Origin of the sequence: Pseudomonas frederiksbergensis (assembly GCF_003732275.1) — a bacterium.
GTDB lineage: Bacteria > Pseudomonadota > Gammaproteobacteria > Pseudomonadales > Pseudomonadaceae > Aquipseudomonas > Aquipseudomonas frederiksbergensis_H.
The window spans coordinates 686,858-707,162 of sequence record NZ_MOBM01000039.1 but is presented as its reverse complement, the minus strand read 5'-3'; the positions used below and the strand labels follow the sequence as shown (position 1 = coordinate 707,162).

Here is a 20,305-nt window from a genome sequence, read left to right as displayed (position 1 = left end):
GGCCGTCCCGCAGTTTTTCGACAGGCACCGAGGTCGTCCTCGGCGGCAGAATCAGTTCACTTAAAAAGCACCGCTGACCCCCTGTGGGAGCGGGCTTGCTCGCGAAAGCGGTGTACCAGTCGACATCAGTGGTGAATGTGCTGACGCCATCGCGAGCAGGCTCGCTCCCACATTGGGTTGAGGGTGTTCTTCTATTTGATGCACTGGCCGGAACGGGCCTGGCAGAGGGCAAACAACCACCGCCGCAAGCGCGAAAATTTCAGTTCCATACCAGCAGCTCCGCAGGAGTCGGGTTGTAGGCATTGCATGGGTTGTTCAGTTGCGGGCAGTTGGAGATCAGCACGATCACGTCCATCTCGGCCCGCAGGTCGACGTATTTGCCTGGCGCCGAAATGCCGTCTTCGAAGGTCAGGCCACCATCGGCCGTCACCGGCACGTTCATGAAGAAGTTGATGTTCGGCCCGATGTCTCCCTTGCCCAGCCGACCATCGTGGGCACAGGCGCGCAGGTAGTTGTCGCGGCAGCTGTGCATGTAGCGCTTCTCCAGCGCATAACGCACGGTGTTGCTCTCCTGGGCGCAGGCGCCGCCGAGGGTGTCGTGACGCCCGCAAGTGTCGGCGACGATGGTCAGCATCGGTTTGCCGAGGTTGGAATAGAGCACGCTGCCGGTGCTCAGGTAGACGCTGTTCTGCCGACGCAACGTGCGCTGTACGTCATAGCGCTCCTTGGGATTGGCGAGGCTGTAGAACAAGGTGTCGACGGCCTGATTGCCTTCCAGGTCGAGGATGCGCAAGGTCTGGCCGGCCTTGACCTCCATCAGCCAGGGTTCGCCGGCGGGGATGGTGGCGCGGTACACCGCGGTTTCAGGTAGCTGTTGAGCGGTGGCGATAGCGAGTGACATGGCAGCGATCCTCAGGCGAACAGACGGTCGGTGTTGATGAAGCCGCGCTCGTTTTCCGGGCGCGAGGTGCGGCAGTGTTCGGCGACACTCGCATCGGCGTTCATCCAGCTGAGCTTCAGCGGTTTGGGGGCGTACTCAGGCGCCGGATCCATCGGATGTTGCAGCGCAGTGAGTACCACCAGAGTGTCCATCGGCGCGTACAACTCGATGTACTCACCGGCCCTGGAATGGCCTTCGACGAAGTGGAAACGTCCGGCCTCATCGACGTTCACGCGGCTGAACAGGTTGAGGGTCATCAACAGATCGGACAGGCCCAAACCCCATTTACCCAATTCCACCAACAGGTTGTCGGTGCCGTTGCGAAAGAAGCCGTTGCGCAGTTCCTGATAGCGGCCCGCGCCGTACTTTTGTGCGACCTCTTCAGCGCACAGCACGCCGCCGAGGCTGTCGCTCCAGCCGCACGTGTCGGCAGTGATTGCCGCCAATACGCGGCCCATGTCCGAGTACAGGCAATGGCCAGTGGTGAGCTTGGCGGTGTGTTGGCATTTGAGGCTGTCGGGCAGGTTCAGGCGTTCGGTTTTTTCATGCGCGTTGAGCAACGTCAGGCTGACGTTGGCACCGCCGCGCAGGTCGGTCAGGCGCAGCAGTTGGCCGCGTTTCAGAATGAAAGAACGATGGCCGCCGCCGGGGAGCATTTCTTCGGCGAAGGGCGGAAATAGTTGGGTCGAATCAGTCATGTGTAAATTCCTCTAAGCGATGCGAAGCGAACCTGCCAGCTGAGCCGGCAGGGCGTCGACGGCGGCGCGATTGGCACGGCGGTCGCTGTTCAAAGGGATGTCGTAGGTGATGCGTGCGCCATAGGCGCCGGGGGCGTGCGGATCGATGCGGACCTTGTCGAACACCAGCAAACGGGTGCCAAGGCTGAAACCTTCGGACAGGTCATGGGTGACCATGAACACCGTAAGCTGCGTCTCGCGCCACAGTTCCAGCAGCAAGCCGTGCATGTCTTTGCGGATACCCGGATCGAGCGCGCCGAAGGGTTCGTCGAGCAGCAGCACGCGCGGCTTCATGATCAGCGCCTGGGCAATCGCCAGCCGTTGTTGCATACCGCCGGAGAGCTGCGCCGGGTACTTGTCCAGCGAGTGACCGAGGCCGACTTTGTGCAGCAGCACCGAAGCCTGTTCCCGCGCCTCGCGTTTGGCGCTGCCGAACAACCGCCCCAGCAGGGGCGAGCGCGGCAGTTCGAGGCCGAGGGCGACGTTGTCCAGCACGCTCAAATGCGGGAACACCGAGTAGCGCTGGAATACCACGCCACGGCTGGCATCCGGTTCACTGGCCAGGGCCTGGCCGTCCAACAGAATCTCGCCGCGACTGGCCCGCTCCTGGCCCAGCAGTAGCCGCAGGAAAGTCGATTTGCCGCAACCTGACGCACCCACCAAGGTGCAGAACTCGCCCTCGTTGACGTTCAGGTTCAGACCTTCGAGCACCACCTGATCGGCGTATTGCTGCCAGACGTTTTTCACGGTGATGAAGCTCATGCGCGGGCCCCCGCATACCAAGGGAACGCCCGTTGAGTCAGGCGTTTCAGGCCCCAGTCCATCAGCCAGGCAAGCAGGGTGATCCAGACGACATACGGCAGGATCACGTCCATCGCCAGGTAGCGGCGCACCAGGAAAATCCGATAGCCGAGACCGTCGGTGGAGGCGATGGCTTCCGCTGCGATCAGGAACAACCACGCCGAACCCAGCATCAGTCGCAGCGAGATCAACAGGCGCGGCAACAATTGCGGCAGCACCACGCGCAGCATCAAAGTCCAGGTCGAAGCGCCAAGCGTTTGCGCCTTGATCAGCAACTCGACGGGGATTTCCCGGGCGCGCTGTTCCAGATCGCGGGCCAGGCATGGGGTGATACCGATCACGATCAGCATCACTTTCGACAACTCCCCCAGCCCGAACACGATGAACAGAATCGGCAGGATCGCCAGCGGCGGCACCATCGACAACACGGTGAGTACCGGCGACAACGGTGCGCCAAACAGCGGCAGGGTCCCGGCGGCGATGCCCAGGCACAGCCCGGCCAGCGCGCTGATTGCGAGGCCGATGGCCAGCCGTCGCAGGCTGGCGGCGCTGTCTTGCCAGAGCAGGTATTCGCCGGTGCGGGTGTCGGCGGTGAAGGCCAGGCGTTTCACCGCGTCGGTCATCTGCACGGCACTGGGCAGCAGCTTGTCGTTGGGGTTGTCCATCAGCCGATCGGCCGAGCCCATGAAGTAGGCGAACAACACCAGGGCGAACGGCAGGATCACCAACAGCAGGCGACTCGGGCGATCCGGGTGGCGATTGATCAGGCGCATGGCCTAGTCCTCCGTTATTACAACTTGGAGTCGGCGGCCATCTGCACGTAGCTCGGGTCAAAGCGCAGCTTGAGGTTGGTCTTGTCGCCGCTGGTCACGCCATTGGCGAAGGCCATGCCGATGGCACTGGTGTCCTTGGCGCCTTCACCCAGCAAGCCGTGCTGAAAGGAGAACTCGGCGACCTTGCGCATGGTGTCGGGCAGTTGCTTGCTGGTGGAAAATGCGAGGGCTTCTTTGGGCGTGGCAAACAATTTGGTGGTGTCGAGTTGCGACTGGAAACCCGCCAGGTCGGTGCCCGAGGCCTTGGCCATGTGTTCGAGGGCGGCTTTGCTGGCGGCGTTTTTCGCGTTCATCAACTCCACCACTTCAAACCATGCACCGGTCAGCGCTTTGCCGAGGGCCGGGTTGTCCTTGAGGGTCGATGAGTTGACCACCATCATGTCCATGATTTCGCCGGGGACCTGGCTGGAGTTGAAGACTTCGGTCACGCCGGGCTTGGCCTTGATGTCCGAAAGCATCGGGTTCCAGGTGGTGACAGCATTGACCTGATCGGTGTTGAAGGCGGCTGAGATGTCGGCGTCGGAGGTGTTGACCACTTTCAGGTCTTTCTCGGTGAGGTCTACCGAATCGAGTGCCCGGGCCAATAGGTAGTGGGACACCGAGAGCTCGACCAGATTGACGTCCATGCCCTTGAGGTCGGCGACTTTCTTGCCTTCGCCTTTGAGCACGATGCCGTCGTTGCCATTGGAGAAGTCGCTGACGATCAGCGCCGTGCTGTCGACGCCACCGGCAGCCGGAATGGTCAGCGCATCCATGTTGGTCATGGTGCAGCCGTCGAACTGGCCGGCGGTGTATTGGTTGATCGATTCGACGTAATCGTTGAGCTGCACCACATCGATTTTGATGCCGTACTTTTTCGCCCATTTGTCGACGATGCCTTGGCTGCCGGCATACTCCCAGGGCATCCAGCCGGCATAAATAGTCCAGCAGACGCTGAAATGGTCTTTCTGTGCGGCCTGGGACGAGACGCTCACGAGGGCTGCAAAAGCAGCGGCGAGCAGGGCGGGTAAACGAAGTCGGGACATGGGATGGTTCTCCAGTTGATCAAGGGCGGACAGGAAGGCAGCGGCACCGCGAACGGTGGCTTGTCTCCCGGGCTTTTGTCCCGCCGTGTAACCTCAACTGGAGGTCGCCAACTCTCGGACCAGCCACTCGCCTAAGCGAGCCGGAACCCTAGTCAGCCATTGCAAATTGTGGTGCCGCGAACCTGTGATGACTCCTGCACGCCTTTGGTTAAGCGAGAGCCGTGCCAAGTCGGCTTGAGCCCTCTAGCTTGGGCATGGAGGAAAAGGGGAGGGATAAACAAACGGCATGCCCTGCCTTGTCATGGTGCGTTGGTGCATGTCTATGCACCGTAGATGGACGCAGTGGCCGCTGATCTGAAGGCCAGGCGCTGTCTGGCACTCGGTGCCGCTTTGAAAGTCCAAACAGGTGTCAGCCGGCCTGTGCCGACTGCTGTTTGCGGGTCTTCCAGGAGGCCGCCATGCTTTGTCAGAAAAAGCTCCGCCGAATACTGCTCTGTGTGTTTTTTGGTTTGGGCTTGTCCGGCTGCTATTACTACGCAGGTGGTGCCGATGTTTATCCGGCACCTTATTACTATCCCGGCTATTACTACTCTCCTTACTACTATGGCGGTCCGCGTTTTTACGGGGGCTATCGCTACTATTATTTCAGTGGGCCCCGTCATTACCACGGTGGACACCATCACGGGCACCGTTAATCACGTCATGAATTCGACGGCGCGTCTGACCTTATGGAGGCGCCGCTTTCTTTGGGTGGATGAAAAACCTTTCATCGGCTACTTGTTTCAGAGTGTTGCAGGAACGCACCAGATTCCGATTTCACTGTCTGATCTTTCGACAGTTGTGAACAATTGACTGTCGCCTGCCAGCGTCGCTGGTATGGCTCACTCGCGGTCCAGGAGGCCGCCATGCTCTGTCAAAAAAAGCTCCACCAAATTCTGCTGATTGCTCTATTGGGATTGTTTCTTGGTGCGTGCGTACCCTATTCCGACGGAGGAGACAGCTACTACCGTTCCGAGGTTTACACGTCCCCAGCACCGTATTACTCCGGTGGCGGGTCTTACTACTCCGACGGTGGTTACTACACGTCCCCGCGCAGGTATTACTCACCGCCTGCACGGTATTACCAGCCAACGCCGCGTTATTACCACCAGCCGCGGGTTTATCAATCGGCACCGCGCTATTACGACTACCGCGGCTACCAGAATCGCGGATGGGACCGTCATGACCGCGGTGGCTGGGACGGCCGTCAACGAGGCGGTCGAGGCGATGACTATCGAGGCCACAATAGGTCGGATCATCGTAGCGGTAGGGGCGATCACCGTGATGGCGATCGCGATGGCCGAGGCCACCGCCGGTAAACCACTCAATAAAAAAGCGGCGCATGAAGCGCCGCTTTTTTTGTGCCTGATTTTTAGTATTCCGAGAGATCAGCCAGAGGATGCCGGCCTTCCCAGACCTTATGGAAATGCGCCTCCACCGTCGCCTCTGGCACATTGTTGATGTCCGGCCAGTGCCAGTGAGGTTTCTGGTCCTTGTCGATCAACCGCGCTCGCACGCCTTCGCTGAACTCCGGATGACGGCAGCAGTTGAGGCTCATGGTGTATTCCATCTGAAAGACTTGAGCCAACGATAGATGCCGGGCGCGATCGATCTGTTCCCACACCAGATGAGCGGTCAGGGGCGAGCCTTCAGTCATGGTTTTGGCGGCACGAGCGAGCAGCGGGTCGCAATGATCGCTCAGCGTACTGATGGCCTTCCAGGCGCATCGAACGTCGCTGACATCCAACAGTTCGTCGATCTGCTCGCGTCGAGGCAGCCACTGCGCTTCGGGCAGCTGCGCGATCGCTTCCTGCTGCAAGGCCTTGAGCAGGCTGTTGAGCTGCATGGCTGTCTGTTCCTGCCAGTTCAATTGCAGCAAACCTTCGAGCAGCTCATGCTGTTGATCATCGCGCAGGAAACGGTCGGCGAGGTCCAGATCGATTGCATCACGACCGTTCATCTGGGCGCCGGTCAGGCCGAGAAACAATCCGAGCTTGCCGGGCAACCGCGACAGAAACCAACTGGCGCCGACGTCAGGGTACAAGCCGATGCCGATCTCCGGCATCGCCAACCGGCTGCTCGGCGTGACAATCCGAATGCTTGCCCCTTGCAGCAGCCCCATGCCACCGCCCAGCACATACCCATGACCCCAGCAGATCAGCGGTTTCGGGTAGGTGTGCAGGTTGAAGTCGAGGCGATATTCTGCCGCAAAGAAGTGTGCAGCCAAGGGCGGCACTTCGCCGGGGTGGGCGCGACACGCCTCCACCAGGCTGCGTACTTCACCGCCGGCGCAAAAAGCCTTGGCGCCATTGCCGCGCAGCAGCACGCAAACGATCTGTGGCTCCTTGGCCCAGGCGTCCAGTTGATCGCGCAGGGCGTTGATCATCGGCAAGGAGAGGGCGTTGAGGGACTTTTCGGCATCCAGGCTGGCGATGCCGATGCGTGCGCCGTCGGTGCCGGTGAGTTCTTCGAAGTGCAGATTCATCGTGACCTCGATCGGGAAATTGAGCGTTCAGTATGATCGCTCTATAGGAAAGTGCCGGATCTGCGTCAGATCAATTGACAAGGGAGATAGGGTTTCCTAGGGTTCGCCCCATTGTTTTTGCCGGATGTAACCATGACTGCTGACGACCGTATCAAACTCGAACCGAGCTGGAAGGAGGCACTGCGTGCCGAATTCGACCAGCCTTACATGGCAGAGTTGCGCACATTCCTGCAACAGGAACGCGCGGCGGGCAAAGAGATCTATCCACCCGGACCGATGATTTTCAACGCGCTCAATTCCACGCCGCTGGACAAGGTCAAAGTGGTCATTCTAGGTCAAGACCCTTACCACGGCCCGGGTCAGGCCCATGGGTTGTGCTTCTCGGTGCAACCGGGCGTGCCGGCACCGCCATCGCTGGTGAACATCTATAAAGAGTTGAAGCGCGACCTGAACATCGACATTCCCAATCATGGCTACCTGCAGAGTTGGGCAGAGCAGGGCGTGCTGATGCTCAACACCACCATGACCGTGGAACGCGCGAATGCCAACGCCCATGCGGGCAAGGGCTGGCAATATTTTACCGACCGGATTATCGAAGTGGTCAGCGAACATCAGTCACATTTGGTGTTCCTGCTATGGGGTGCGCATGCCCAGAGCAAGCAGAAACTCATCGACGCCACCAAACACCTGGTGCTGACTTCGGTCCACCCGTCGCCGCTGTCCGCCTATCGCGGCTTCCTTGGATGCGGGCACTTCAGCCGGGCGAACAAGTTTCTGGAACAGAATGGCGAGACGCCGATCGAGTGGCGATTGCCGTCGGTCTGATGTGTTGGCCGGGAGGGGCCCTTCGCGAGCAAGCCCGCTCCCACATTAGGCCGAGTTGTCCAGGCATACACGGTCTAATGTGGGAGCGGGCTTGCTCGCGAAGAAGGCGACTCGGTCTATCAGGGAGAATCCGGCTCCCGGTTCCAATACCGAAACAACGGCTCTGCCAGAAACAATACAAACAACAACCGCATCACCTGCATCGCCGTCACCAACGGCACCGACAATTGCAGGGTCTCCGCCGTCAGGCTCATTTCGGCGATTCCGCCGGGCATCATGCCCAAGGTCAGCGAGCGCAGATCCAGATGGGTCAGCGCACTCAACCCCAACGCCGCCAGCGTGGCGATCAACATGGTCAACACCGTGCCGAGCAGGGTTCGGCCCATGAACGACGGTGCCCGCCGGAAGAACTGTCGATTGAAGTGACACCCCAACCCGCTGCCAATCAACCACTGGCCGATCTGACTGCCGCCGTTGGGCAGACCGATGTGCAGGTCCCAAGCAATGCTCACCGTAGCAGTCACCAGCAACGGTCCGAACAGCCAGGGATTGGGTTGTCGCAGCCGCTCCCAGATCCAGGCGGCAAGGGCGCCCGCAGGGAACAGAAGGGCCAGCCACCACCAGTCGACGGTCGTTGGATGCAAGACCGGCGCACCGTCGCCTAACAGATATTTGAACGCCGCCGGCACACACAGCACCACCACCAACACCCGCAAACTCTGCCCCGCCGCGACCCGGCTGAGCACCGCGCCGTTGCGGGCGCCGAGGTTGACCATCTCCCCGGAGCCGCCGGGCATGCTGGAAAAGAATGCGGTGGCGCGATCTTCCCCGGTGCGCCGCATTAACCAGACCCCCACCACGGCGGAAAGGCTGGTAACCAGCGCACCGAAGAAGATCAAACCGAAGTGGCTCAGCACCTGCTCCATCACCACCGGGGTGAAGTGCAGGCCGATACCGATGCCGACGATCCACTGGCCGCACTTGCGCCCGCCAGGGATTTCCGCCAATTGCCAGGGCGTCAGGCAGCGCACCAGGATGATCGCCAGCAACGAGCCGACCATCCACGGCAATGGCCAGCCGATCTGGCTGGCGAGGTAACCGCCCAGCAGACCGACCAGCGGTGTTCCCCACCAGCTTTTGAAGGGGGGCCGATCAGACATCGGCGATAGCGCGCCGGGCGACCGAACGTTTGCGCCAGATACGCAGCAGCGGCATCAGCAACATGATTGCAGTCAGTACCCAGCAACCGAACGTGATCGGGCTCGACCAGAGGATTTCCAGCGCACCGTTGGAAATCGACAGCGCGCGACGCAGGTTTTGCTCCATCAGACCACCAAGGATGAAACCCAGCAGTACCGGCGACAACGGGAAGTCCAGCTTGCGCAGGATGTAGCCGAAAATGCCGATGCCGATCATCAGGAACAGGTCGAACGTGGTGGCATGCACCGCGTAGACACCGATCCCGGTGATGATCGCGATCACCGGCACCAGCGCCCAGTTCGGCACGGCGAGGATGCGGGTAAAGATGCGGATCATCGGAATGTTGAGGATCACCAGCATCACGTTGGCGACGAACAACGATGCGATCAGGCCCCAGACGATGTCCGGTTGCTGTTGGAACAGCAGAGGGCCGGGGGTGATGTTGTACAGCGACAGTGCGCCGATCATCACCGCCGTGGTACCCGAACCCGGAACGCCGAGGGTCAGCATCGGTACGAGCGCACCGCAGGCGGCGCCACCGATGGCGGTTTCCGGAGCCGCGAGGCCGCGCATGTCGCCTTGACCGAACGTGCCCTTGGCGCCGGCGATACGTTTCTCGGTCATGTAGGCCACAGCGCTGGCCAATGTCGCGCCGGCACCCGGCAACACGCCCATGATGAAGCCCAGAAAACCGCAACGGATGTTCACCACGAACACCGCCGAGGCTTCCTTGAAGTTGAACATCATGCGCCCGGTGGCTTTCACCGCTTCCTGGCCTCGGTGGGTTTTTTCCAGCAGCAGAAGGATTTCGCTGATGGAGAACAGGCCCAGTACCAGTACGACGAACTGAATGCCGTCCGTCAGGTGAATGTTATCCCCGGTGAAACGGTATACGCCGCTGTTGGCATCGATCCCGACACTCGACAGAAACAGACCGATCAGTGCCGCAATGAAGGTCTTGAGCGGTCGGTCGCCGGCCATGCCGCCGAGACAGACAATCGCAAACACCATCAGCACGAAATACTCCGCCGGTCCGAAGGCAATCGCCCATTTCGCCAGCAGCGGGGCGAACAGCACCATGCCGCACGTCGCGATGAAGGCACCGATGAACGAGCTCCACGCCGACAGCGACAACGCTACGCCGGCCAGGCCTTTGCGGGCCATCGGGTAACCGTCGAGGGTGGTCATTACGGTGGAGGCTTCGCCCGGAATGTTCAACAGGATCGAGCTGATCCGGCCGCCGTATTCGCAACCCAGGTACACCGCCGCCAGCAGGATCAGCGCCGACTCCGGTGGCAGGCCGAGGGCGAACGCGATCGGAATCAGCAACGCCACGCCGTTGATCGGGCCCAGACCCGGCAACAGCCCGACGACGGTGCCAATCAGGGTGCCGCACAGCGCGGTCACGAGATTGTATGGGGTCAGCGCGACGCCGAAGCCCTGACCCAAATAGCCAAGAGTATCCATATCAGTTCTCCAGAACGTCGAGCACGCCCAGCGGCAGTGGAACGTCCATCAACTTGTCGAACAGCAGATAAAGACCGATGGCCATCAGGCTGATGATCACCGCGCTGGGCAGCCAGCGGCCGCCATACAGGCGTGCCATCGGGACTCCGATCAGAATGCTGGCAACGATGAAACCAAGGGGTTCGAAGGTCCCGGCGAACACCAGCAACAGCAGCACGCAAATGCCGATTTTGGTCAGGGTTTCGCGGTCCAGTTTCGGTTCATCGTCGCTATGCACGATCGGCGCCGGTCGAAACACCATGTACAGCAAAGCCAGGCCCATCAGACCGAGCATCAGTAGAGGGAAGGCCCGAGGCCCGACCGGTTCGTAGGAAAAAGCCGCTTGATACGGCCACGCCATCAATGCCAGGCCGATACAGGCCAGCAACAGCACCGAAGCGAAAATGCGTTGTATGAGCATGAGGAACTCCTGGGCCACGACCCCGAGAACCGGGGTCGTGGCCGCTAGACAGAGGCGATCACTGGATCAGGCCGAACTCTTTGGCCAGCACTTTGTAGTCCGCGACCTGTTTCTTCACGTAGGTGTCCAGCTCCGGACCGGTCATGGCGAACGGGAACAGTTCACGCTGATCGCGCAGCTTGGCGAAGTCTTCGGAGGCCAGCAGTTTGTCGAAGGCGTTTTTCCACCAGGCGTAGTCTTCGTCGCTGACTTTTGGCCCGAGGTAGAAGCCGCGAACCACTGGCCAGACGATGTCGTAGCCTTGCTCTTTAGCCGTCGGAATGTCTTTCATTTCCGGCTCGTCCAGGCGCTTCTCGGAGAACACCGCGAGCAGGCGCATGTCACCACTCAGGATGTGTGGCATGGAGTCGGAGATGTCGGTGCTGCCGACCTGGATGTGGCCACCGAGCAGGGCGGTGGCGATTTCACCACCGCCTTCGAGGGCGACATAACGCAGGTCGCGCGGGTTGATCCCGGCTGCCTTGGCGATCAGTGCGGTCTGCATCCAGTCCTGGCTGCCGACGGTGCCGCCGGAACCGATCACTACGGAACCCGGATCTTTCTTCAGGGCTTTGACCAGATCGTCCAGCGTCTTGAAAGGCGAATCGCTTTTCACCGCGATGGCGCCATAGCTTGTGCCAACGGCGGCCAACCAGCGCACCGCGCTTTCATCGAAACGACCGAACTTGCCTTGCGCCAGGTTCAGCAGCGAACCGCTGGACCACGCCACCAGCGTGCCGGCATCGGCCGGGCGTTGAGCAACGACGGCGTTGTACGCCACCGCGCCGACACCGCCGGGCATGTAGGTCACGCGCATCGGTTTGGTCAGCAGTTTTTCGTTCACCAGCGCGCTTTGCGCCAGTTTGCAGGTAAGGTCGAACCCCCCGCCTGGCGAGGCCGGGGCGATGCATTCCGGGCGTTTCGGTTCGGCCATCAATTGGCCGGCGAACAGCATGACGCCAGCGGCCAGAGCAACTTTACGCAGTGATAGGTTCATTCAAGTCTCCTTGGGATTTTTGTTATGGACGTACTGAATTACCAAAGTGCAACGCTATAGCTCACCAGCAGACGCACTTCATCGGCATCGCGAGCGGAGTAGTTGGAACGGTAGGTGGCATTGCGCAGGCGTACGGCGACGTCTTTCAGGGTGCCGCTTTGTACAACGTATTTGATCTCGGTGTTGCGTTCCCACTCTTTGCCTTCGTCACCGTTCTTGAGCTTGATGTTGTCACCGCTCACGTAACGGCTCATGAAGCTCAGGCCGGGAATGCCGAGTTTGGAGAAATCGTAATCGTAACGTGCCTGCCAGGAGTGTTCTTCGGCGCCGGCAAAGTCATTGATCTGCACGAAGTTGACCAGGTACGGATCGCTGCCGTCGACATAAGGGAAAGCGCTGTCACCGGACATGTGTTGATAGCCGGCGCTGAGTTTATGCCCGTTCAAGGCGTAGCTCACCAGACCGTTCAGGGATTGGTTATCGATCTTGCCGCCCCGGGCCGCGCCCTCGTCGTCACTGATGGCCAGTCGCAGGTCGGTGCCGAATGTACCGGGGCCGAATGGTTGCGACGCGACAACACCGAGGAAGTGCTGGTTGTAGACTTCATCGAGCTGAGCGAAGTGGTAGCTGCCGGTGATCTTGTCGGTGAACTTATAGTCCACGCCGCCAAAGTCAAAATGCTTGCCGGCCACGGTGCCGGCGAAACGGCTGTTCTTGTTGTTGAGGGCGATGTCCTCGAAATCGGTGCTGTCGCGGTCCTTGGCTTTCTCCAGACGTCCGCCGGTGAAGGTCAGGTTCTTGATCTCTTTGGAGGTCAGCAGGCCGCCTTCAAAGGTCTGCGGCAGAATGCGCCCGTCGTTGGGCTTGAGGATCGGCAGTTCCGGAATCAGGCTGCCGATTTTCAGTTCCGTGGCGGAAATTTTCACTTTGCCGGTCAGGCCGAGCTTGGAATATTCATCCGCCGCGCGCCCGTCGTCATGGGTCGGCAACAAACCGGTGCCGGTGCGATCCGGACTTGAATCGAGTTTTACCCCCAGCATGCCCAACGCATCGACACCGAACCCCACGGTGCCGTCGGTGTAACCCGATTGCAGATTGAGCATGAACCCCTGGGCCCATTCGTCCCGCTTGGATTGCTGGGCGCTGGTGCCGTCGCGAAAGTCGCGGTTGAAATACATGTTGCGGGTTTCGAAGGTTGCCGTACTGTCTTCGACGAAGGCAGCCTGGCTCAACGGCGAAAAGCCGGCGAGGGCGGCGGCACTGGCAAGGGCGGTGTGGCTGAGACGGGAAAAACGAGCAGGCGGGCGAGCCTGAAGCTGCATGGACAGCATGGTGACGTACTCCGTTTATTGTTCTTATTGGCGAAAACGCTTCGAGGCGTTTTTCGTACGCTATGTGCGGTAGCGACGGCAGTCGAAACTGTCCGTGGCTGGACTCTAACCGGCCAACCTTTCGCTAACCTTTCAGCTGACTTTCACGGTTTTCGGGCTTCACAGCGACGGATGCGGCTGTAAACTCCGCGCCAAAGAATGGCGTCGACCATCCCTGAATGAGGTAAAGATCCATGCGTGTTCTGCTCGTTGAAGACCATCTGCAGCTTGCCGAAAGTGTCGCTCAGGCGCTCAAGAGCACCGGCCTGACCGTGGATGTGTTGCACGACGGTGTGGCGGCCGACCTGGCCTTGAGCAGCGAGGAATACGCCGTGGCGATCCTCGATGTGGGCCTGCCGCGCATGGATGGCTTCGAAGTGCTGGCGCGTCTGCGGGCCCGGGGCAAGAACCTGCCGGTGCTGATGTTGACCGCTCGCAGCGACGTCAAGGATCGGGTTCACGGCCTGAACCTTGGGGCTGACGATTACCTGGCCAAACCCTTCGAACTGACAGAGCTCGAAGCTCGGGTCAAAGCCTTGCTGCGCCGCAGTGTGCTCGGCGGTGAACGCCAGCAGCGTTGTGGCGTGCTGGCCTATGACCTGGACACCCGGCGCTTCACCCTCGGCGAAGAATTGCTGACCCTGACCTCCCGCGAACAGGCGGTGCTCGAAGCCCTGATCGCCCGTCCCGGTCGAGTGATGAGCAAGGAGCAACTGGCCGCCCAGGTGTTCGGTCTGGACGAGGAGGCCAGTCCCGATGCCATCGAAATCTACGTTCACCGCTTGCGCAAGAAACTCGACGGTCAACCGGTAGCTATCGTGACCTTCCGCGGCCTTGGCTATCTGCTGGAAAGCCGCGATGCATAAGCTCAGCAGCCTGCGTTGGCGGCTGCTGTGGAACCTTGCGCTGTTGCTGGTGGTGTTGATGCTCGCCAGTGGTTTGAGCGCGTACTGGAACGGTCGTGAAGCCGCCGACACCGCCTATGACCGGACCTTGCTGGCCTCGGCGCGGACCATCGCCGCGGGCCTGTCCCAGCGCGATGGCAGCCTCAGCGCCAATGTGCCTTACGTGGCCCTCGATACGTTCGCCTACGACAGCGCCGGGCGGATTTTTTACCTGGTCAACGATATCAATCAGAAGCTGATCTCGGGCTACGAAAACCTGCCGGCACCGCCGCCGGGAACGCCGCGCACCGATGACTATCCGGCGCTGGCGCGTTTCTATAACGCCACTTATCAAGGGCAGAATGTGCGAGTGGTCAGCCTGCTCAAAGCGGTCAGCGAGCCGAACATGAACGGCATGGCGGAAATCCGCGTAGCGGAAACCGATGAGGCGCGGGTCCGCATGGCCCGCAGTTTGATGGCCGACACGTTGTTGCGTCTGGGCATGCTGGCGATCGGTGCGCTGCTACTGGTGTGGTTTGCGGTCAGTGCGGCGCTGCGTCCGCTGGAACGGCTGCGCACGGCGGTGGAAGAGCGTCAGCCTGATGACTTGCGGCCCTTGCCGCTGGTGGAAGTGCAGCACGAGTTGGGGCCGCTGGTGCGTGCGCTCAATCACTTCACCGAGCGTTTACGCGGGCAGTTCGAGCGTCAGGCGCAGTTCATCGCCGATGCCGCCCATGAATTGCGTACCCCGTTGGCGGCGCTCAAGGCACGACTCGAACTGGGCATGCGGTCGAACGAACCCGAAACCTGGCGCAGCACCCTGGAAACCGCCGCCCAGGGCACAGATCGTCTGACCCACCTGGCCAATCAATTGCTCTCGCTGGCACGGGTCGAGAATGGCGCCCGGGCAATCGCCGAGGGTGGCGCACAGTTGCTCGACCTCAGTCAGTTGGCCCGTGAATTGGGCATGGCCATGGCGCCGCTGGCCCACGCACGTGGCGTGGCACTGGCGCTGGAAGCCGACGAGCCGGTATGGCTGCGCGGCGAGCCGACACTGTTGAATGAGCTGTTGAGCAATCTGGTGGACAACGCCCTGGCCCACACGCCGCCGGGCGGCAATGTGATCCTGCGGGTCATGTCACCCGCGGTGCTGGAGGTCGAGGACGATGGCCCGGGGATTCCTCTTGAAGAACGGGAGCGGGTGTTCGAGCGTTTTTATCGGCGTAACGAACAGGTGGCCGGATCAGGACTGGGTTTGGCCATTGTCGGCGAGATCTGCCGAGCCCACCTGGCGCAGATCAGCCTGCACGATGGCGAGCAGGCGGGGCTGAAGGTGCGGGTGAGTTTTATTGCTGGAGAGTGAACACAACCCTGTGGCGAGGGGGCTTGCTCCCGCTGGACTGCGCAGCAGTCCCTTTCTTTTTAGTAGAGAGTGGGGCCGCTTCGCGGCCCAGCGGGAGCAAGCTCCCTCGCCACAGAAATCAGTAAAACATCGACCGCGACTCTTCCAGATCCTTGCACATCGCCTCGTTCTCCGGATCGATCCCCAGCTTCTTGAAGGCCGGTACGCTGAAGGGGTCAATACGGGCAAGTGGATGATCGGTGTCCTTGTGGCAGTACAGGCTGGCCACTTGCACCAGATCGACATAATCGACCCGTTCCGATTGCCGCTTGAAATCCAGATACAGCCCCGGCAATTGCACCAGCATTTCCGGAAACTCCCAGACCCTGAGCAATTTATCGCCGAGCAGCGGATGAATCCGGTCAATCACATGGTTGAGGCTGACCGGGTCAGACAGCAATTCATAGTGATCTTCGGCGTAGGTCAGAATCGGCAGTACACCAATCTGATGCACGAGCCCGCCGAGCGCCGCCTGATCCGGCTTGAGTTGCGTATAACTGCGGCACAACGCGTAACTGACGCCGGCGATTTCCAGACTTTTGCGCCAGACCTCGCGCATTTTCTGTTCCACTACTTCGGAACGGGCATTGAAGATCTGTTCCATCACCAGGCCGATGGCCAGATTGCTGCTGTAATTGACGCCCAACCGAGTAATGGCCGTGTGCAAATCAGTCACTTCCTGGGTCGCACGCAGCAATGGGCTATTGACCACTTTGATCAGGCGCGCCGACAGCGCGGTATCGCGGCCAATCACTTTGCTCAGTGTGCTGACACTGATTTCCGGGTCTTCAGCGGCCTTGCGAATCTGCAGGGCCACTTCCGGTAACGTTGGCAGAACCAGGTCATCGTTATCGATGGCCTCAACCAAATCCTGTTGGACCTTATCCGCCAGCTCGATCATTTCTTTTCTCTAGGGTATTGCGACAAATGCTGCTGTTAACGCTGGATTTCGCGATCACGATCCAGTTGGTAAGGCAGGTCGAGCAGATGCAGGCCCGGACCGTCGAGTGCGCCAAGGTGCAGGTTGCCATCTTCTGCCGCTTCGGCTTGCAGCACCGCAAGGAGTTCAATGTTTTGCCCGGTGCGGGCGGCCAGCACCACTTCACCGATCGAACTGCCGTGGGTCGGGGAGAACAGTTGGGTGCCGGGCTCCGGCAATTCGCTAGCATCCAGTTGCAGGCGATACAGGCGGCGCTTGAGTTTGCCAAGGTATTGCATGCGCGCGACGATTTCCTGGCCGGTGTAGCAGCCTTTCTTGAAGCTCACGCCACCGACGGCTTGCAGATTGAGCATCTGCGGGATGAACAGCTCGCGGGTGCTCGGCATGACCTGACCGATCCCGGCGCGGATCTGGCCCAGCAGCCATTGATTCAGTTCACCTTCGGCCAACAGAGCGGACAGCTTGCCCTTGATGGTGTCGGCTTGATCGGCGCGAACCCAGAGTTCAGTGCGGTCAGGCGAGACGCGAAGGGCAATCAGGCCGTCATTGCGCACCACGCTGTCGGTTTCCGCCGGTAGTTCCAGGCCCAGACTGGTCAGTGCCGCATCACCATGCTCGAGGCCAAGACGAACCCAGCTGGCACTTTCATCGGTCAGTTTCGATTTGGAGAACACCGCGTACTTTTTCAGGTCCGCCAGTTGCGGCTCCAGCAGTTCGCTGGCCATCGCCATGAGCACACCGTCGCCTTCCAGCAGAATGCGGAAACTCGACTGCATCCGGCCTTTCTGCGTGCAGCGCGCGCCAAGGCTGGCCTGGGTGTCGCTCAGGTAATTAAGGTTGCAAGTCAATTGGCCTTGCAGGAATTTGCCGGCATCCGCGCCGCGTACCGCGAGAACGCCTTCGTGAGACAGGGTGCAGAAAAAAGCAGAATCGGCCATGGGTCATCGCAGGGTAAAGAGTCCGAGGGACATCATAAGGGGGCGCCCATGAAATGGGTAGTTCACAAAGGATCGATGGGGGCGACCAAAGCCGACTGTTCGAGCGGGCCGGGGGCTGTATACTTGCCGCCTATTTGAGGAGCGCTCCATGGTCGAAGATGTTGAACTGAATCGCCTCTACTGGCACAGCCGCCGCGGCATGCTTGAGCTTGACGTGTTGCTGGTGCCGTTTGTGAAAGAGGTTTACCCGCACCTCAACGAAGTTGATCGCGCATGCTACGTCAGGCTGCTCGAATGCGAAGATCAGGACATGTTCGGCTGGTTCATGGAACGTGCCGAATCGGAAGATCCTGAGCTTCAGCGCATGGTTCGCATGATTCTGGATCGTGTTCAGCCCAAGTAACGCGTTCGAATGCCGCTGGCATGCCTCACGGCAATTGCTGGCGGCCTATCTTCTGGCCCAGCTGTTCGCGCTGGGTTCGTTGTTTCTTCTTTCCCTACCGGTCTGGGCCAGTTTGTTCGGCGCTTTTTGCTGCCTGGCTCATGGCGTCTGGGCATTGCCGCGACAGATTCTGCTGACACACCCGCAGGCGTTTCGCGGCTTGCGGCGAGATGCCGATGGTTGGCAGTTGTGGAATCAGGCGGTGGGTTGGCAGCCCGTGCAACTGCGGCCGGACAGTCTGGCGTTGCCATTGATTGTGGTACTGCGTTTTCGTTTGCGTGATGAACGACGGGTCAGGGCGATCTGTGTGCCGCGCGATTCGCAGGCGGCGGATATGCACCGACGCCTGCGGGTTCGGCTCAAGTTCAGTCGGCGTAGGTGGGCGGCACCAGAGTAGTGTCCAGGGCGATCGGCAGCATGTTCGGGTAGTCGAGGGTGTAATGCAGGCCGCGACTTTCCTTACGCTCCATGGCTGACTGGATCATCAGCTCGGCTACTTGCGCCAGGTTACGCAGCTCGATCAAATCCCGGCTGACCTTGTAGTTGCTATAGAACTCATCGATTTCGTCCAGTAGCAAGCGCACTCGGTGCTGAGCCCGTTGCAGACGCTTGTTGGTGCGCACGATACCGACGTAGTCCCACATGAATCGCCGCAGTTCGTCCCAGTTGTGCGCAATGATCACGTCTTCGTCGGAATCGGTGACCTGGCTCGCATCCCAAACGGGCAGGGCGGTCGGAATCGACACGTCTGGCAACTGCTCAAGAATGTCCGCTGCAGCCGAACGGGCGTAAACGAAACATTCCAGCAGCGAGTTGCTGGCCATGCGGTTGGCGCCATGCAGGCCGGTGAAGCTGGTTTCACCAATCGCATACAGGCCCGGCACATCGGTGCGGCCCCGCTGATCGACCATCACGCCGCCGCAGGTGTAGTGCGCCGCTGGCACCACCGGAATCGGTTGTTTAGTGATGTCGATGGAGAATTCCAGGCAGCGTTCATAGACCGTCGGGAAGTGCGTCTTGATGAAGTCTTCGGGCTTGTGGCTGATGTCCAGGTAGACGCAGTCGATACCCAGACGCTTCATCTCATGGTCGATGGCGCGGGCGACGATGTCCCGTGGTGCCAGCTCGGCCCGTGGGTCGAAGCGCTGCATGAAGCGTTCGCCATTGGGCAGCTTCAGGTGTCCGCCTTCGCCGCGCAGGGCTTCGGTGATCAGAAAACTCTTGGCTTGCGGGTGATAAAGGCAAGTGGGGTGGAACTGGTTGAATTCCAGGTTCGCCACCCGGCAGCCCGAACGCCAGGCCATGGCAATGCCATCACCGCAGGCGCCGTCGGGGTTGCTGGTATAGAGGTAGACTTTTGCCGCGCCGCCCGAGGCAAGGATCACGAAACGCGCGCCGTAGGTGTCGACTTCACCGGTGCTGCGGTTGAGCACATAGGCGCCGAGGCAACGGTCGCCTTCAAGACCCAGGCGCTTTTCGGTAATCAGGTCGATCGCGACCCGCTGCTCCAGCAGTTCGATATTGGGACGCTGTTTGGCCTGATCGAGCAGGGTTCTGAAGATCGCCGCGCCCGTCGCATCGGCGGCGTGGATGATGCGCCGATGGCTATGACCGCCTTCGCGGGTCAGGTGAAACTCGAAACCACCGTCTTCGGTGCCGGACTGTTCATCGCGGGTAAAGGGCACACCTTGGTCGATCAGCCATTGAATCGCCTCTCTGCTGTGCTCGACCGTAAAGCGCACGGCGTCTTCATGGCACAGGCCACCACCGGCGTTGAGGGTGTCATCGACATGGGATTCGACAGTATCGGTGTCATCCAGAACGGCAGCGACACCACCCTGGGCCCAGAAAGTTGAGCCATTGGCGAGGTCGCCTTTGCTCAATACGGCGATGCGCAAATGACCGGGCAAGGTCAGCGCAAGGCTCAAGCCGGCAGCACCGCTGCCAATTACCAGAACATCGTGTTGAAACTGTTGGCTCATTTCAGGATTCCGCTCAAAGCGACCCGGGACGGGGTTGGCGCAAGACAGCTGGGTCGGCGAGTCAAGACAGCCACACAGCCCACTAGTATATAGAGGGGGGGATCGGCACAATAGCCGGGCCAGCATGGCATTGTGAAACTACTGTGACGGAAAAGGCTGGACGCTTCGTCGGAAGTTTTTTTGAGGGCTTCGGCGACAAGGCGACTGTATCGTGGATTTAACAGTCTTTTTCTCTTCAGAGTTGCACAATGTCGGCTGCGGGCAGCTATAAATATGGAACTTTTGCCAAAGGCCCAAGATCAATAGAAGGTTGCCTGAAACAAGGGACAGTGTCGGTTTCAGAGCGGGACTTGCGGTTGGGTCCTTGCTGACGATTCCGATGACAAGATTATTCGCGCAGCCGGGTTATCCCGCGCTGCGCTTTTCGTGCGTGCCAAATCAGAGCGCGCAGGAAACTTGCTTGAAGGGGGAGAACTTTTGCGAAAAGCCCGAGTCTATG

At 60.3% G+C, this 20,305-nt stretch carries 21 protein-coding genes and 1 riboswitch; of the genes, 7 read left to right on the top strand and 14 right to left on the bottom strand.

The genetic code is table 11. The features are described 5' to 3' along the window. Nucleotides 1-259: 259 nt before the first annotated feature. From BK662_RS29405 to BK662_RS29385, 5 genes are read right to left on the bottom strand one after another with little or no spacing between them, the layout of a single operon-like run. Entirely contained in the window at nt 260-901 is a 642-nt protein-coding gene (locus BK662_RS29405; protein ID WP_123360443.1) for an urea amidolyase associated protein UAAP2, read from the bottom strand. An 11-nt stretch (nt 902-912) separates the two neighbouring features. After that, nucleotides 913-1,638, bottom strand: a complete 726-nt coding sequence (locus BK662_RS29400; RefSeq protein WP_123360440.1) for an urea amidolyase associated protein UAAP1 — start codon at nt 1,636-1,638, stop codon at nt 913-915. A 12-nt stretch (nt 1,639-1,650) separates the two neighbouring features. After that, a complete protein-coding gene (locus BK662_RS29395; RefSeq protein ID WP_123360438.1) occupies nt 1,651-2,439 on the bottom strand; it encodes an ABC transporter ATP-binding protein in 789 nt (262 codons plus the stop codon). Then, nucleotides 2,436-3,251 carry an ABC transporter permease gene (locus BK662_RS29390; protein WP_123360436.1) on the bottom strand — a complete coding sequence of 272 codons (816 nt, stop codon included), beginning with the start codon at nt 3,249-3,251 and terminating at the stop codon, nt 2,436-2,438. Before BK662_RS29390 ends, BK662_RS29395 begins: the two co-directional genes overlap by 4 nt. 17 nt (nt 3,252-3,268) lie before the next feature. Then, nucleotides 3,269-4,336, bottom strand: coding sequence for a putative urea ABC transporter substrate-binding protein (locus BK662_RS29385; RefSeq protein WP_123360435.1), 1,068 nt, complete (start codon nt 4,334-4,336; stop codon nt 3,269-3,271). 62 nt (nt 4,337-4,398) lie between these two features. Beyond that, nucleotides 4,399-4,499: riboswitch (guanidine-I (ykkC/yxkD leader) on the bottom strand. A 295-nt stretch (nt 4,500-4,794) separates the two neighbouring features. Between BK662_RS29385 and BK662_RS35610 the strand changes: the two genes are divergently transcribed. Next, on the top strand, nt 4,795-5,031 hold the full coding sequence (locus BK662_RS35610) for a hypothetical protein (RefSeq protein WP_123360434.1): 237 nt from the start codon (nt 4,795-4,797) through the stop codon (nt 5,029-5,031). A 210-nt stretch (nt 5,032-5,241) separates the two neighbouring features. Further along, nucleotides 5,242-5,694, top strand: a complete 453-nt coding sequence (locus BK662_RS29375) for a hypothetical protein (protein WP_123360433.1) — start codon at nt 5,242-5,244, stop codon at nt 5,692-5,694. 53 nt (nt 5,695-5,747) lie between these two features. Here BK662_RS29375 and dspII read toward each other — a convergent pair whose 3' ends face one another. Then, the gene (dspII, locus tag BK662_RS29370; RefSeq protein ID WP_123360432.1) at nt 5,748-6,860 is read right to left on the bottom strand and encodes an enoyl-CoA hydratase/isomerase DspII; all 1,113 of its coding nucleotides are present in this window, start codon (nt 6,858-6,860) and stop codon (nt 5,748-5,750) included. A 132-nt stretch (nt 6,861-6,992) separates the two neighbouring features. On the opposite strand from dspII, the gene ung reads away from it, so the two are divergent. Continuing rightward, nucleotides 6,993-7,685, top strand: a complete 693-nt coding sequence (ung, locus tag BK662_RS29365) for a uracil-DNA glycosylase (RefSeq protein ID WP_123360431.1) — start codon at nt 6,993-6,995, stop codon at nt 7,683-7,685. Nucleotides 7,686-7,804: 119 nt separating this feature from the next. On the opposite strand, the gene BK662_RS29360 is transcribed toward ung, so the two are convergent. Genes BK662_RS29360 through BK662_RS29340 form a run of 5 tightly spaced genes read right to left on the bottom strand, consistent with a single transcriptional unit; the run spans nt 7,805 to nt 13,179 of the window. Beyond that, the gene (locus BK662_RS29360) at nt 7,805-8,845 is read right to left on the bottom strand and encodes an AbrB family protein (RefSeq protein ID WP_123360430.1); all 1,041 of its coding nucleotides are present in this window, start codon (nt 8,843-8,845) and stop codon (nt 7,805-7,807) included. Continuing rightward, nucleotides 8,838-10,352, bottom strand: coding sequence for a tripartite tricarboxylate transporter permease (locus tag BK662_RS29355; protein ID WP_123360428.1), 1,515 nt, complete (start codon nt 10,350-10,352; stop codon nt 8,838-8,840). Before BK662_RS29355 ends, BK662_RS29360 begins: the two co-directional genes overlap by 8 nt. Before the next feature lies 1 nt (nt 10,353). Next, nucleotides 10,354-10,812: a tripartite tricarboxylate transporter TctB family protein gene (locus BK662_RS29350; RefSeq protein WP_123360427.1), complete on the bottom strand. Its 459-nt coding sequence runs from the start codon at nt 10,810-10,812 to the stop codon at nt 10,354-10,356. 58 nt (nt 10,813-10,870) lie between these two features. Next, complete coding sequence (locus BK662_RS29345) at nt 10,871-11,848, bottom strand: Bug family tripartite tricarboxylate transporter substrate binding protein (RefSeq protein ID WP_123360426.1); 978 nt, start codon at nt 11,846-11,848, stop codon at nt 10,871-10,873. A gap of 38 nt (nt 11,849-11,886) precedes the next feature. Next, a complete protein-coding gene (locus BK662_RS29340; RefSeq protein ID WP_123360424.1) occupies nt 11,887-13,179 on the bottom strand; it encodes an OprD family porin in 1,293 nt (430 codons plus the stop codon). 233 nt (nt 13,180-13,412) lie between these two features. On the opposite strand from BK662_RS29340, the gene tctD reads away from it, so the two are divergent. Both tctD and tctE read left to right on the top strand, forming a co-directional pair. Then, complete coding sequence (tctD, locus tag BK662_RS29335; RefSeq protein WP_007898613.1) at nt 13,413-14,084, top strand: two-component system response regulator TctD; 672 nt, start codon at nt 13,413-13,415, stop codon at nt 14,082-14,084. Further along, nucleotides 14,077-15,465, top strand: coding sequence for a two-component system sensor histidine kinase TctE (gene tctE, locus BK662_RS29330; RefSeq protein ID WP_123360422.1), 1,389 nt, complete (start codon nt 14,077-14,079; stop codon nt 15,463-15,465). The genes tctD and tctE overlap by 8 nt, the downstream gene beginning before the upstream one ends. 118 nt (nt 15,466-15,583) lie before the next feature. On the opposite strand, the gene BK662_RS29325 is transcribed toward tctE, so the two are convergent. Together BK662_RS29325 and ygfZ are read right to left on the bottom strand one after the other, a co-directional pair. Then, nucleotides 15,584-16,405 carry an HDOD domain-containing protein gene (locus BK662_RS29325; protein WP_123360421.1) on the bottom strand — a complete coding sequence of 274 codons (822 nt, stop codon included), beginning with the start codon at nt 16,403-16,405 and terminating at the stop codon, nt 15,584-15,586. 35 nt (nt 16,406-16,440) lie between these two features. After that, nucleotides 16,441-17,382 (bottom strand): CAF17-like 4Fe-4S cluster assembly/insertion protein YgfZ, encoded by a 942-nt coding sequence (gene ygfZ, locus BK662_RS29320; protein WP_123360420.1) that lies wholly within the window; start codon nt 17,380-17,382, stop codon nt 16,441-16,443. A 148-nt stretch (nt 17,383-17,530) separates the two neighbouring features. Between ygfZ and BK662_RS29315 the strand changes: the two genes are divergently transcribed. Continuing rightward, on the top strand, nt 17,531-17,785 hold the full coding sequence (locus BK662_RS29315; RefSeq protein ID WP_007898624.1) for an FAD assembly factor SdhE: 255 nt from the start codon (nt 17,531-17,533) through the stop codon (nt 17,783-17,785). Next, nucleotides 17,769-18,221: a protein YgfX gene (locus BK662_RS29310; protein WP_123360419.1), complete on the top strand. Its 453-nt coding sequence runs from the start codon at nt 17,769-17,771 to the stop codon at nt 18,219-18,221. The genes BK662_RS29315 and BK662_RS29310 overlap by 17 nt, the downstream gene beginning before the upstream one ends. Here the strand turns inward: BK662_RS29310 and nadB are convergent. Beyond that, nucleotides 18,190-19,806 carry an L-aspartate oxidase gene (nadB, locus tag BK662_RS29305; RefSeq protein WP_123360418.1) on the bottom strand — a complete coding sequence of 539 codons (1,617 nt, stop codon included), beginning with the start codon at nt 19,804-19,806 and terminating at the stop codon, nt 18,190-18,192. The two genes, BK662_RS29310 and nadB, sit on opposite strands and share 32 nt — an antisense overlap. Between the last annotated feature and the right edge of the window lie 499 nt (nt 19,807-20,305).

Coding starts and splice junctions, on each gene's coding strand:
- BK662_RS29405 (WP_123360443.1), bottom strand. CDS start 901: ATGTCACTCGCTATCGCCACCGCTCAACAGCTACCTGAAACCGCGGTG.
- BK662_RS29400 (WP_123360440.1), bottom strand. CDS start 1,638: ATGACTGATTCGACCCAACTATTTCCGCCCTTCGCCGAAGAAATGCTC.
- BK662_RS29395 (WP_123360438.1), bottom strand. CDS start 2,439: ATGAGCTTCATCACCGTGAAAAACGTCTGGCAGCAATACGCCGATCAG.
- BK662_RS29390 (WP_123360436.1), bottom strand. CDS start 3,251: ATGCGCCTGATCAATCGCCACCCGGATCGCCCGAGTCGCCTGCTGTTG.
- BK662_RS29385 (WP_123360435.1), bottom strand. CDS start 4,336: ATGTCCCGACTTCGTTTACCCGCCCTGCTCGCCGCTGCTTTTGCAGCC.
- BK662_RS35610 (WP_123360434.1), top strand. CDS start 4,795: ATGCTTTGTCAGAAAAAGCTCCGCCGAATACTGCTCTGTGTGTTTTTT.
- BK662_RS29375 (WP_123360433.1), top strand. CDS start 5,242: ATGCTCTGTCAAAAAAAGCTCCACCAAATTCTGCTGATTGCTCTATTG.
- dspII (WP_123360432.1), bottom strand. CDS start 6,860: ATGAATCTGCACTTCGAAGAACTCACCGGCACCGACGGCGCACGCATC.
- ung (WP_123360431.1), top strand. CDS start 6,993: ATGACTGCTGACGACCGTATCAAACTCGAACCGAGCTGGAAGGAGGCA.
- BK662_RS29360 (WP_123360430.1), bottom strand. CDS start 8,845: ATGTCTGATCGGCCCCCCTTCAAAAGCTGGTGGGGAACACCGCTGGTC.
- BK662_RS29355 (WP_123360428.1), bottom strand. CDS start 10,352: ATGGATACTCTTGGCTATTTGGGTCAGGGCTTCGGCGTCGCGCTGACC.
- BK662_RS29350 (WP_123360427.1), bottom strand. CDS start 10,812: ATGCTCATACAACGCATTTTCGCTTCGGTGCTGTTGCTGGCCTGTATC.
- BK662_RS29345 (WP_123360426.1), bottom strand. CDS start 11,848: ATGAACCTATCACTGCGTAAAGTTGCTCTGGCCGCTGGCGTCATGCTG.
- BK662_RS29340 (WP_123360424.1), bottom strand. CDS start 13,179: ATGCTGTCCATGCAGCTTCAGGCTCGCCCGCCTGCTCGTTTTTCCCGT.
- tctD (WP_007898613.1), top strand. CDS start 13,413: ATGCGTGTTCTGCTCGTTGAAGACCATCTGCAGCTTGCCGAAAGTGTC.
- tctE (WP_123360422.1), top strand. CDS start 14,077: ATGCATAAGCTCAGCAGCCTGCGTTGGCGGCTGCTGTGGAACCTTGCG.
- BK662_RS29325 (WP_123360421.1), bottom strand. CDS start 16,405: ATGATCGAGCTGGCGGATAAGGTCCAACAGGATTTGGTTGAGGCCATC.
- ygfZ (WP_123360420.1), bottom strand. CDS start 17,382: ATGGCCGATTCTGCTTTTTTCTGCACCCTGTCTCACGAAGGCGTTCTC.
- BK662_RS29315 (WP_007898624.1), top strand. CDS start 17,531: ATGGTCGAAGATGTTGAACTGAATCGCCTCTACTGGCACAGCCGCCGC.
- nadB (WP_123360418.1), bottom strand. CDS start 19,806: ATGAGCCAACAGTTTCAACACGATGTTCTGGTAATTGGCAGCGGTGCT.